Here is a 12,209-nt window from a genome sequence, read left to right on the forward strand (position 1 = left end):
CTATTTAGAAGGGTGACTGTGAGGGTACTGAACAGTTATAACAAATAAAAGAAATGGGGTGCGTTTTTTGCTGAAGACATGGATTCCGGGAGAAACTCCCGAGAAAGAAGAACTGAAACAGCAGCTGGATGTGGCAAAAAAGAAGCTGTATGATCTCCAGATGAAGATCAAGGAGCACAAGATACCGGTACTGGTGCTTTTTGAGGGTTGGAGTGCAGCAGGTAAGGGCAGTATGATCGGCAAGGTCATCAAGAATATTGATCCCAGATTCTTTAAGGTGGCAACAATGTCAGTGCCATCTGAGGAGGAATTACGCAGACCATTTCTGTACCGCTATATGTGCCAGATCCCGGAACAGGGCAAATTTACTTTTCTGGATGCAGGCTGGATGGAGCAGACTACGCAGGAGGTTCTGAATAAGAAGCTGGAGGGCGAGGACTATGAGAAACGGATCGAAAGTATCCGCCGGTTTGAACGTCAGCTTACGGACAACGGATATCTGGTGCTGAAATTCTTTATGCATATTGATAAAGAGGAACAGAAAGAGCGTATGGACAGGCTGTGCGCAAGTAAGGATACCCGGTGGAGAGTGTCGGATTTTGATAAATGGCAGCAGGAACATTATCACAAATGTGAAAAGGTTTATGACCGTTATCTTAAGGACACCAATGCATCAACTTCTCCATGGTATATCATAGATGCGAAGGACAAGAAATGGGCGGAGCTGCAGGTGATGGATACGCTGGTCAGCAGTATTGAAGTTGCACTGCAGAACCAGAGCCATTCGGTTCCGATCCTCCAGAATGTTTTTCCGCTGGTGAAGATGCCGAAGCTAAAAGATATCGAGCTTACCGGCAAGACAATCGATGACGAAGAATATGAGAAAGAACTTAAGAAGCTTCAGGATAAGCTGAGTGAACTTCATAATCGTCTGTATCGTGCGAGAATCCCGGTGATCATTACTTATGAAGGCTGGGATGCAGCTGGCAAGGGTGGAAATATCAAAAGAATCACAGGTGCACTTGATCCGAGAGGTTACGAGGTGCATCCGATCGCCAGTCCGGAACCGCATGAAAAAGCCCGTCATTATCTGTGGCGCTTCTGGACGAGACTTCCGAAGAATGGTCATATTGCAATTTTTGACCGTACCTGGTATGGACGTGTCATGGTGGAACGTCTGGAGGGCTTTTGCAGTGAAAATGACTGGAAACGTGCCTATAATGAAATGAATGAATTTGAGAAAGAACTGTCAGACTGGGGTGCGGTGATCATTAAATTCTGGGTTCAGATCGACAAGGATACACAGCTTGAGAGATTTAATGACCGTCAGAATAATCCGGAGAAACGCTGGAAGATCACAGACGAGGACTGGAGAAACCGTGAGAAATGGGATCAGTACGAGGACGCGGTCAATGAAATGCTCAAAAAAACAAGTACTGCCTACGCTCCATGGCATATCCTAGAATCAGTGGACAAAAAATATGCACGTATCAAAGCACTCAAGATCGTGATCAAAGAAATAGAAAAGGCCCTGAAATAAGGGCCTTTTTTTATGGTTCCATAAACTTCTTCAGTTCATCCATAAAGGTGCTTACATCCTTAAATTCACGATATACGGATGCAAAGCGGACATATGCAACAGCATCGAGATCTTTGAGATGCTCCATGACAATCTCACCGATACGGGTGCTGGAGATTTCTTTATCTGCATTCTCAAAAATAGAACCCTCAATAGAGTCGATCATGGACTCGATCGTTTCAATAGGAATCGGACGTTTATAGCACGCACGAAGAACACCGTCCTGGATCTTGGAGCGGTGATAAGCTTCTCTTGTCTGATCCTTCTTAATGACACTTAAGGGAATGGTTTCAACCTTCTCGTAGGTGGTAAATCTCTTGCCGCAAGATTCACACATCCTTCTCCTGCGGATCGCATTCGTATCTTCTACAGGCCGGGAATCAACGACCTTGGTATTATCCTGATTACAAAATGGACATCTCACGTAAGTATCCCTCTTTTCCATTTAATGGACTAATTATACTGTATTTTTTCTGTCGATGTCAATAAAAGACGGCACATATTTCACATATTTTCTGCATATATTTTGGAAAAAACGTAATTGTGAGGGCACTGAGCAGTTACGGAAAAAGGTATATTTATGCGTCTTTGTGAATTGAAACAGAAAGAAATCATAAATACCTGCACCTGCAAAAGCCTTGGCTGTCCGGTGGATCTGGAATTCGATGAAAAAAGCGGGAAGATCACAGCACTGATCGTGCCGGGACCGGGCAAGTTCTGCTGCCTGTGGGGAAGAGACAGTGAATATATCATTCCCTGGAATAGTGTCTGTCAGATCGGGGAAGATATTATCCTGGTAGAGATACGAGAAGAAAAAGCATTTCGAAAAGACCGCCTTTTGTAAAAATGTCAAGGACTTATATTTTTTATATTTTCTGCAAAAAAGTATAATTCATATCCTCCCTGCGAATCATTTTAGTACCAAATGAAATAAGGAGGATATTTCGATGGCACTAAATAAAGTTGAGATCTGTGGAGTAAATACATCCAGTCTTCCGGTTCTGACCCCTGAGGAAAAAGAGGAGCTTTTTGAGAAGATAAAAGCAGGAGACAAGGAAGCCAGGGAGCGTTACATCAAAGGGAACCTGCGGCTTGTTTTAAGTGTGATCAAGCGCTTTGGAAACAGCAGCGAAAATGCAGATGATCTTTTTCAGATCGGATGCATCGGACTTATGAAGGCCATTGATAATTTTGATACGACCTTAATGGTCAGATTTTCTACTTATGCAGTGCCGATGATCATGGGTGAGATCAGACGTTATCTCAGGGATAACAGCAGTATCCGTGTCAGCCGTTCTCTCCGCGACATTGCGTACAAGGCGATTTATGCAAAAGAAAATTATATAAAAAAGAATCTGAAGGAACCGACGATCGCAGAGATTGCAGAAGAGATCGGGGTGGAAAAGAAAATGATCGTGTATGCCCTCGATGCGATCCAGAATCCGGTCAGTCTTTTTGAACCGGTGTATGCGGAAGGAGGAGACACCCTGTATGTGATGGATCAGATCAGTGATAAAAAAAACAAAGAAGATTACTGGCTGGAAAATCTGTCTCTTCAGGAAGCAATGAACCGGCTTGGTGAAAGGGAAAGACATATTATAGACATGAGATTCTATGAAGGAAAAACGCAGATGGAAGTAGCACAGGAGATTGGAATCTCCCAGGCACAGGTCAGTCGACTGGAAAAAACAGCACTGCGGAATATGAGAAATTATCTTCGTTCGTAACGGTACAGCATCTTCATTCAGAAAAAAACGCTCCGGCATAAAGACCGGAGCGTTTTGTGATTCAGTATATAAGTGAGGAGGAAATCAATCAGACAATACCCTGAGCGATCATTGCATCTACCACTTTTTCGAAACCTGCAATGTTAGCGCCGGCAACAAAGTTATCTTTGAGGTCATAACGTTTTGCAGCATCGTCGATTTTAGCGTAGATATCCTTCATGATCTGATGAAGTTTTGCATCAACTTCTTCAGATGTCCAGGAAAGTCTCTGGGAGTTCTGGCTCATTTCCAGTGCGGAAGTAGCAACACCGCCGGCGTTGGCTGCTTTGCCAGGAAGGAAGAAGATTCCGTTAGCCATAGCATAGTCTGTAGCTTCTCTTGTAGTAGGCATGTTTGCACCTTCTACAATGTACTTGCATCCGTTAGCTGCAAGTACTTTTACGCCGTCAACATCAAGTTCGTTCTGAGTTGCACATGGAAGATAAACATCACATTTGATGTTCCAGATTCCAACACCCTCTGTGTAGACAGCACCTTCTACGCGGTCAGCATATTCTTTGATACGTCCACGTTTAACTTCTTTGATGTCTTTGACAACATCAAGCTGGATTCCGTTCGGATCATAGATGTATCCGTTGGAGTCGCACATTGCAACAACCTTTGCACCAAGCTGAGTTGCCTTCTGAACTGCGTAGATTGCAACGTTTCCGGAACCTGTTACGACAACAGTTTTGCCCTCAAGAGAATCGTTGCGGGACTGCATCAGTTCGTTAAGAATGTATACAACACCGTATCCAGTTGCTTCTGTACGGATCAGGGAACCGCCATAGGTAAGTCCTTTACCTGTCAGAACACCTTCATAGAGGTCGCGAACGCGTTTGTACTGTCCGAACAGATAACCGATCTCACGTCCGCCTACACCGATATCACCGGCCGGTACATCTGTGTCAGCTCCGATATATTTGGAAAGCTCTGTCATAAAGCTCTGGCAGAATGCCATAACTTCTCTGTCAGATTTGCCCTTCGGATCGAAGTTGGAACCACCTTTACCACCACCGATCGGAAGACCTGTAAGAGAGTTCTTGAATACCTGCTCGAAACCAAGGAATTTAAGAATGCTCTGGTTTACTGTCGGATGGAAACGAAGACCGCCCTTGTAAGGTCCGATCGCACTGTTGAACTGTACACGATATCCTTTGTTAATCTGTACTTTGCCGTTATCATCTACCCACGGAACACGGAAAGAAATGATTCTCTCTGGCTCTACCAGACGTTCCAGAATGGAAAGGCTGCGATATTTCTCTTCGTTACGGTCAATAACAACCTTCAGGGAATCCAGAACTTCTTTTACTGCCTGGTGAAACTCCGGTTCGCCAGGATTCTGTGCAACGACTCTTTCATAAACTTCTTCTGTGTAAGACATGTTGATTTTCCTCCTCGTCTGTTTGCGTATATTAAACTACGTCTTTGTCAGGCTTACAAATGCCCACGCACTATTATACACGAAAGTGGTAAAGTTGAAAAGATAAATATTAATTTTTTTTATAATCTTACTAAATTTGCATGAATAATAGAGCAAAATGCCATCACCGAAGGTGATTTGGAATGCATTTTGGCTCGTAACTGTGAGGGTACTGAACAGTTACGAAATTTTTACATCTTGCGAAAATGCCCTGAATATGAGATTATAGTAAAAAATATGTAAATTCTCAGAGAGGAGTGAAAAAATTGAGAACATTTGACAAATCAGCCAAACTCGATAATGTACTGTATGATGTAAGAGGCCCGGTGGTGGACGAGGCGGCGAAGATGGAGGAAGAAGGCAAGGAGATTCTGAAACTGAATATCGGAAATCCATATCCTTTTGGTTTTTCTGCTCCTCAGGAAGTAATCCTGGACATGCTGAGCAATATCCGTACATCACAGGGATATTCTGATTCCAAGGGTATCTTTTCAGCGCGTAAGGCGATCATGCAGTATGCACAGCTTCGAGGTATTCCGAATGTGACCATGAATGATATTTATACAGGAAACGGAGTCAGTGAGCTGATCAATCTGTGCATGCAGGCACTTCTGGATAACGGCGATGAGATTCTGATCCCGGCACCGGATTATCCGTTATGGACTGCAACGGCAACTCTGGCAGGAGGAAAGGTTGTACATTATATCTGCGATGAACAGTCTGACTGGTATCCGGATATCGAGGATATCAGAAGTAAGATCACAGACAGGACTAAGGCAATCGTTATCATTAACCCGAACAATCCGACAGGAGCCGTCTATCCGAAAGAAGTTCTGGAGCAGATTGCACAGATTGCCCGAGAAAAAGAGCTGATCATCTTTTCGGATGAGATTTATGACCGTCTGGTCATGGATGATTATAAGCATACATCTATCGCATCTCTTGCACCAGATGTATTCTGCGTGACGTTTTCCGGCCTTTCCAAATCCCACATGATTGCAGGCTTCCGTATCGGATGGATGATCTTAAGCGGTGCGAAGGATCGCGCAAAGGGATATATAGAGGGAATCAAGATGCTTTCATCTATGCGTCTCTGTTCCAATGTACCGGCGCAGGCAATCGTTCAGACAGCTCTTGGCGGTTACCAGAGTGTGACTGAGTATATAAAACCGGGCGGAAGGGTTTATGAACAGAGAGAATGTATCTACAATGCATTGAAGGATATTCCGGGAATCAGTGTTGTGAAGCCGCATGCGGCATTCTATATTTTCCCTAAGCTGGATATTGAGAAATTCAATATTACAGATGATGAGCAGTTTGCACTGGATTTCCTTCATGAGAAGCAGGTGCTTCTTGTGCCGGGAAAAGGCTTCAACTGGGGAGCACCGGATCATTTCCGCGTGGTTTATCTGCCGAATATCAGACAGCTTGAGACAGCATCACAGAAACTTCGGGAGTTTCTCAGTACATATCGTCAGGGAAAATAAGCTCTGAATTTTTGGGATAGACCAAAATCCGTTTTGATGGTATACTATATCTACTGCGTTATATAACTATGGCGGCAATTGGCGCTTGTTGAACTGCAGGAAAGAAAGCAGTAACAACATTTAGGAGGGAGAATGATCGAGAGAAATCAGAGGATTTGAAAGGAGAATATATATGTCAGGATTTAATATGAAAGTAACTCCGGAGATCGAACGGCTCACAGAGGCGTGCAAGGATCATACTACCATGGATATTTCTCTGTATGGCAAGTATGATGTAAAGCGCGGCCTGCGTGATATCAATGGTAAGGGTGTCCTTGCCGGTCTGACGCAGGTTTCTAATGTGCAGGCTGTTAAGGTTGTAGATGGTAAGGAAGTTCCCTGTGCAGGAAGTCTGTATTACAGAGGCTACAATATCAAAGACCTTACGGCCGGTTTTGTAAAAGATAAGCGTTTTGGATTTGAGGAGACAACCTATCTTCTTCTGTTTGGCGCACTGCCGGATGAGAAGCAGCTTGAGGAATTCAAGGAGCTTCTGGCAAATCAGAGGTCACTGCCGCGAAATTTTGTCAGAGATGTTATTATGAAAGCACCGGGACGTGACATTATGAATGCCCTGTCAAGAAGTGTTCTGACTTTGTATTCTTATGATAATAATCCGGATGATATTTCGCTTCCGAATGTACTGCGTCAGTGCCTGAATCTGATCAGTATCTTCCCGCTGTTGTCAGTATATGGTTATCAGGCGTATAATCATTATGTAAGAGGCAAGAGTCTTTATATTCATAATCCGAAGAAAGAACTTTCAACAGCTGAGAATATTCTTCGTATGCTCCGCCCGGACAAGAAGTACACAGATCTTGAGGCGAAGATCCTGGATCTTGCGCTTATCCTTCATATGGAGCACGGCGGTGGTAATAACTCTACTTTTACCACACATGTAGTATCATCATCAGGAACGGATACATATTCGGCGATCGCTGCTGCACTGGGATCTCTTAAGGGACCGAAGCACGGTGGTGCCAACATCAAGGTAATCCAGATGTTCCAGGACATGAAGAAGGAAGTTAAGGACTGGGAAGATGAGGATGAGGTAAGAGAATATCTTAAGCGTCTTCTGCACAAAGAGGTCTTTGATAAGAGAGGTCTGATCTATGGTATGGGACATGCGATCTACTCTGTTTCCGACCCGAGAGCGGAAGTTCTGCGAAGCTTTGTAGAAAGTCTTGCCAAAGAAAAGGGACGTATGAAGGATTACAGACTGTACTCTATGGTGGAATGGATGGCGCCGCAGGTCATTGCAGAAGAACGTCGCATCTACAAGGGTGTCAGTGCCAATGTGGACTTTTACAGTGGTTTTGTTTACAGTATGCTGGATCTTCCGCTGGAACTGTATACACCAATGTTTGCAGTAGCCCGTATCGTAGGCTGGAGCGCACATCGTATGGAGGAGCTTATCAATACAGACAAGATCATTCGTCCTGCATACAAGAATGTGCTTCCTGAGGCACAGTATGTGCCGCTCAAAGAAAGATAAGACAGGAGATAAAAATGTTTCGGTGTTTTTTTCCGGATGAATATGTAGATTCTACATACGTGATCGATTTTGACAGGCTGTATCAGGAAGGATACAGAGGTCTGATCTTTGACATTGATAATACACTTGTACCGCACGGGGCACCGGCAGATGCACGCGCGATCGCGTTGTTTGAGCATCTTAAGGAGCTGGGATTTGGCTGCTGCCTTTTATCCAACAACCAGAGAAAGAGAGTTTCTTCCTTTAATGATGCGGTTGGTGTGAATTATATTGAGAACGCACACAAGCCTTCTGTGCGTAACTATAACAAGGCAATGGAGATTCTGGGAACGGACACCGGAAATACCATTTTTATCGGAGATCAGCTTTTTACAGATGTATACGGTGCCAAAAGAGCAGGGATCCGCAACATCCTGGTAAAGCCGATCAATCCAAAAGAAGAAATCCAGATCGTGCTTAAACGCTATCTGGAAAAAATAGTATTACACTTTTATAAGAAAGAGGAGGGGATTTCATGAACCATGTGGTGATCATCGGGTTTATGGGTTCAGGTAAAACAAGAGTAGGAAAACAACTGTCCAAGGATCTGGGATTATCATTTGTTGATCTGGAGAGACTTATCACAAGAAAGATGAATATGTCTGCCAGAGAGATATTTCAGCGGTTTGGTGAACCGTATTACCGTGCACTGGAGACAGTGGCACTCAAACAGTTTATCCAGGACAGTGAGCGCAGGGTTATTTCTCTGGGAGCAGGGCTTCCGCTGCAGGAGCAGAATGAGAAATATCTGAAAGAAGTCGGTACGATCGTTTATCTCAAAGGTTCACTGGCAACTCTTAAGAAGCGTCTGGAAGGCTCCAGCAAGGATCCGATGCTGGATGGAGATGACCGTGATGAGAAGATCAAGAAGCTTCTGAAGCAGAGAGATCCGGTCTATGAGAAGTTTGCAGACATTACGGTTGTTACCGGAGAAAAGCCGTTTGAGGAGCTTATTAAGGAAATCGAAGAGAAATTAGCTGCACAATAAAAAAAGTAGTTGAAAAATCTTCATGTGTATTATAAAATAATTAGCAGTGACAACATAAGAAGGAGGATATTAAAATGATTTCAGCAGGTGATTTCAAAAACGGTATCACACTTGAGATTGAAGGAAATGTATGTCAGATCGTTGAGTTCCAGCATGTAAAACCTGGAAAGGGCGCTGCATTCGTAAGAACCAAATATAAAAATATCATCACAGGAGCAGTTCTGGAAAGATCTTTCCGTCCTACAGAGAAATTCCCACAGGCACGTATCGATCGTGTAGATATGAGCTACCTGTACAATGACGGAGATCTTTACAACTTCATGAACGTTGAGACCTATGATCAGGTTGCACTGACCAAAGATCAGGTAGGCGATTCTCTTAAATTCGTAAAAGAGAATGAAGTAGTTAAGATTTGTTCCTGGAACGGCAATGTATATGCAATCGAGCCGCCTCTGTTCGTAGAACTTGAGGTTATTGATACTGAGCCGGGATTCGCTGGAAACACAGCACAGGGTGCTACCAAACCGGCAACTGTTGAGACAGGTGCACAGGTTCAGGTTCCGCTGTTCGTAAACCAGGGTGACAAACTTAAAATCGATACAAGAACAGGTGAATATCTGTCTCGTGTATAATTTATAAGAAATGATAGGATACCACCGGAGAGATTCGGTGGTATTTTTCATGTGAAAAACGCTCCGCGAGGATGCGTCCAGATATATCAGAGGAGAAAATATGGAATACAGAACATTAGGAAAAACAGGATTAAAGATTTCACGTATGGGATTTGGAGGGATTCCGATCCAGAAGATTGACGAGGAAGGTACAAGAAAGCTGCTCCACGAGATGATGGAGAAGGGAGTCAACTATATTGATTCTGCGAGAGGATATACGGTCAGTGAACAGTATATCGGCTATGGCCTGGAGGGAATCCGTGACAAATTTGTACTTGCAACCAAATCCATGTCCCGGACAAAAGAAGCAATGGCAGCAGATATTGAGACAAGTCTTGGAAACTTCCGTACAGACTATATTGATCTTTATCAGGTACACAATCCAAGTATGGAGCAGCTCGATCAGGTGATGGGAGAAGGCGGTGCACTGGAGGCTCTTATGGAGGCGAGGGCTGCCGACAAGATCGGACACATCGGACTGACTGCACATTCTACAGAGGTTTTTGAGCGTGCACTGGAACTGGACTGGGTGGAAACGATCATGTTCCCATATAATATCGTTGAGCAGCAGGGAGCAGAACTGATTCACAAATGTGCAGAAAAGAACATCGGTTTTATTGTTATGAAACCGCTGGCGGGGGGCGCGATCGAGGATGCATCCCTGGCTCTTCGTTATGTCTGTTCCAATCCGGATGTGACCGTAGTGATCCCGGGAATGGCAGAGATACACGAACTGGAGCAGAACCTGGCTGCATGTTCCAATACAGAGCCGCTTACGCAGGAAGAATTAAAGGAAATGGATAAAGTCCGCGAACAGCTCGGCACCGATTTCTGCCGCCGCTGTAACTACTGTGCCCCGTGTACTGTCGGAATCAATATTCCAAATGTATTTCTGTTTGCCGGTTATCTTCAGAGATACGATTTGGCTGACTGGGCGAAGGATCGTTACAGTACGCTCAAGGTGAAGGCTTCCGCCTGCATTGGCTGCGGAAAGTGTGAGCCAAGATGCCCGTATCATCTGCCGATTCGTGAAAAACTGAAGAAGTGCGCCAGGGACATGGGAGAATAAAAATATTTGTAATCGTTTACAGTAATAAATATTCAAGAATCTATATTTTTGGATGCGGGGAAAGAAAGAAGATTTATATTGCATCTGCAGACTTTATGACAAGGAATACTGTCCACCGTGTCGAAGTAGCCACACCGATCTATGACCCGGAGATTGCACAGCGGCTGGAAGAGATGTTTATTACAATGCTTAGTGACAATCAGAAGGCCAGAGAAGAAGATGAAGAGGGAAATTATCATCTGATATACAGACAGGAAGATACGCCGCTGAATTCTCAGAAATTTTTCTATGAGTCTGCGTACAACAATGCCCTGCAATGAAAGATTGTGACCAAAAATTGACATTCTTTAACTGTTACATAAAAAACTGCCATTATAATGGCAGTTTTTTGTGCTTTTTTTTGACTTGTTATGTCGAAAAAGGATGTGATATAATAATCGGCAGTTGAGTTTTTAGGAGGCGAAAAAAAGTGAAATATCTAAGACAGTTTGGAATCATCCTTGCTGTGACCTGTGCGGGGGAAATCATGAAGTATTTTATCCCGCTTGCGATACCGGGCAGTATTTATGGATTGATTCTGATGTTTGTGCTTCTGCTTACAAGAGCGATCAAGGTAGAGCACGTGAAAGAAACCGGTGAATTTCTGATTGAGATCATGCCGCTTATGTTTATTCCGGCAGGTGCAGGACTTATTACTTCCTGGAGCCAGCTGCAGTCCTTTCTGGCGCCGCTTCTGGTGATCACGATCTTATCTACGTTTATCGTTATGATCGTTACAGGAAAGGTTACAGATTTCCTGATTTCCAGAAGAAGGGAGAAAAAGTAAGATGGACAATTTAGTTATGAGTTCAGCAACAGTAGGAATTGTGATCAGTCTGCTGGCATATGAGATCGGACTGGCAGCACAGCGTAAGTGGAAGCTGGCAGTATTAAATCCGCTCCTGATCTCGATTGTTTTAGTCATAGCATTTCTGCTGGTCTTTCATGTAGACTATGAGAGTTACAATCTGAGTGCCAAGTATTTAAGTTATCTTCTGACACCGGCGACCGTATGTCTGGCAATCCCGCTGTATCTGCAGCTGGATCTGCTGAAAAAAAATATCCTTGCGATCCTGGGAGGAGTTTTTTCGGGAGTGCTTGCAAGCCTTGGTTCCGTACTTGCCATGTCCGTGCTTTTTGGCCTGGATCACGCGGAATATGTGACTATGCTGCCGAAGTCCATCACAACAGCGATCGGTATGGGCGTTTCGGAGGAACTTGGTGGATATGTGACAATTTCTGTGGCAGTGATCATCATCACAGGAGTTCTTGGAAATATGTCAGCGGAATATATCTGCAAGCTGGTTCGTATTAAGAGCCCTATTTCGAGAGGACTTGCAATCGGTACAGCTTCTCATGCTGTAGGAACTGCAAGAGCAATGGAACTTGGAGAAGTGGAAGGTGCCATGAGCAGTCTGGCAATCGTTGTGTGCGGTCTCTGTACAGTTATCGGAGCTTCGATCTTTTCCTACATCTGGTAAATAAAATATAAAAATGACAAAATAACAAAAAGGGGCTGTCGGGAAATAGATAGTTCCAAAGCAGAGAGGGTATGGCTCACAACGAGTCATACCCTCTCTGAATTTATCTGAAAAAAGAAAAAAAATGGCTAAC

General features: G+C 44.0%; 13 protein-coding genes and 1 pseudogene. 12 read left to right on the forward strand and 2 right to left on the reverse strand.

Features of this window, described 5'->3' with window-relative positions:
• Nucleotides 1-67: 67 nt before the first annotated feature.
• The gene (pap, locus tag GT674_RS11120) at nt 68-1,540 is read left to right on the forward strand and encodes a polyphosphate:AMP phosphotransferase (RefSeq protein WP_161285750.1); all 1,473 of its coding nucleotides are present in this window, start codon (nt 68-70) and stop codon (nt 1,538-1,540) included.
• 10 nt (nt 1,541-1,550) lie between these two features.
• Here pap and nrdR read toward each other — a convergent pair whose 3' ends face one another.
• The gene (gene nrdR, locus GT674_RS11125) at nt 1,551-2,003 is read right to left on the reverse strand and encodes a transcriptional regulator NrdR (RefSeq protein ID WP_161285751.1); all 453 of its coding nucleotides are present in this window, start codon (nt 2,001-2,003) and stop codon (nt 1,551-1,553) included.
• Between the two features lie 156 nt (nt 2,004-2,159).
• Here nrdR and GT674_RS11130 point away from each other — a divergent pair, with 156 nt between their 5' ends.
• Together GT674_RS11130 and sigG are read left to right on the forward strand one after the other, a co-directional pair.
• Nucleotides 2,160-2,423, forward strand: a complete 264-nt coding sequence (locus GT674_RS11130) for a YlmC/YmxH family sporulation protein (protein ID WP_161285752.1) — start codon at nt 2,160-2,162, stop codon at nt 2,421-2,423.
• Between the two features lie 103 nt (nt 2,424-2,526).
• Complete coding sequence (gene sigG, locus GT674_RS11135; RefSeq protein WP_161285753.1) at nt 2,527-3,306, forward strand: RNA polymerase sporulation sigma factor SigG; 780 nt, start codon at nt 2,527-2,529, stop codon at nt 3,304-3,306.
• A gap of 88 nt (nt 3,307-3,394) precedes the next feature.
• Here the strand turns inward: sigG and gdhA are convergent, their stop codons facing one another.
• Nucleotides 3,395-4,729: an NADP-specific glutamate dehydrogenase gene (gene gdhA / locus GT674_RS11140; RefSeq protein ID WP_161285754.1), complete on the reverse strand. Its 1,335-nt coding sequence runs from the start codon at nt 4,727-4,729 to the stop codon at nt 3,395-3,397.
• Nucleotides 4,730-5,034: 305 nt separating this feature from the next.
• On the opposite strand from gdhA, the gene GT674_RS11145 reads away from it, so the two are divergent.
• The 9 genes and pseudogenes from GT674_RS11145 (at nt 5,035) to GT674_RS11185 (ending at nt 12,076) form a co-directional block, all read left to right on the forward strand.
• Nucleotides 5,035-6,255, forward strand: a complete 1,221-nt coding sequence (locus tag GT674_RS11145) for an aminotransferase class I/II-fold pyridoxal phosphate-dependent enzyme (protein WP_161285755.1) — start codon at nt 5,035-5,037, stop codon at nt 6,253-6,255.
• A 172-nt stretch (nt 6,256-6,427) separates the two neighbouring features.
• On the forward strand, nt 6,428-7,789 hold the full coding sequence (locus GT674_RS11150; protein ID WP_161285756.1) for a citrate/2-methylcitrate synthase: 1,362 nt from the start codon (nt 6,428-6,430) through the stop codon (nt 7,787-7,789).
• A 14-nt stretch (nt 7,790-7,803) separates the two neighbouring features.
• Nucleotides 7,804-8,307 (forward strand): YqeG family HAD IIIA-type phosphatase, encoded by a 504-nt coding sequence (locus GT674_RS11155; protein WP_161285757.1) that lies wholly within the window; start codon nt 7,804-7,806, stop codon nt 8,305-8,307.
• Nucleotides 8,304-8,816 carry a shikimate kinase gene (locus tag GT674_RS11160; RefSeq protein WP_161285758.1) on the forward strand — a complete coding sequence of 171 codons (513 nt, stop codon included), beginning with the start codon at nt 8,304-8,306 and terminating at the stop codon, nt 8,814-8,816. Before GT674_RS11155 ends, GT674_RS11160 begins: the two co-directional genes overlap by 4 nt.
• Nucleotides 8,817-8,890: 74 nt before the next feature.
• Entirely contained in the window at nt 8,891-9,448 is a 558-nt protein-coding gene (gene efp / locus GT674_RS11165; protein WP_161285759.1) for an elongation factor P, read from the forward strand.
• Nucleotides 9,449-9,548: 100 nt separating this feature from the next.
• Nucleotides 9,549-10,556, forward strand: a complete 1,008-nt coding sequence (locus tag GT674_RS11170; protein ID WP_161285760.1) for an aldo/keto reductase — start codon at nt 9,549-9,551, stop codon at nt 10,554-10,556.
• Between the two features lie 26 nt (nt 10,557-10,582).
• Nucleotides 10,583-10,876: pseudogene (locus tag GT674_RS11175) on the forward strand (polyphosphate kinase 1); the annotation flags it as partial.
• Between the two features lie 149 nt (nt 10,877-11,025).
• Complete coding sequence (locus tag GT674_RS11180) at nt 11,026-11,382, forward strand: CidA/LrgA family protein (RefSeq protein ID WP_161285762.1); 357 nt, start codon at nt 11,026-11,028, stop codon at nt 11,380-11,382.
• Between the two features lies 1 nt (nt 11,383).
• On the forward strand, nt 11,384-12,076 hold the full coding sequence (locus GT674_RS11185; protein ID WP_161285763.1) for an LrgB family protein: 693 nt from the start codon (nt 11,384-11,386) through the stop codon (nt 12,074-12,076).
• Nucleotides 12,077-12,209: the final 133 nt, after the last annotated feature.

The sequence above is a fragment of the Blautia sp. BIOML-A1 genome, from assembly GCF_009883055.1.
GTDB lineage: Bacteria > Bacillota > Clostridia > Lachnospirales > Lachnospiraceae > Blautia_A.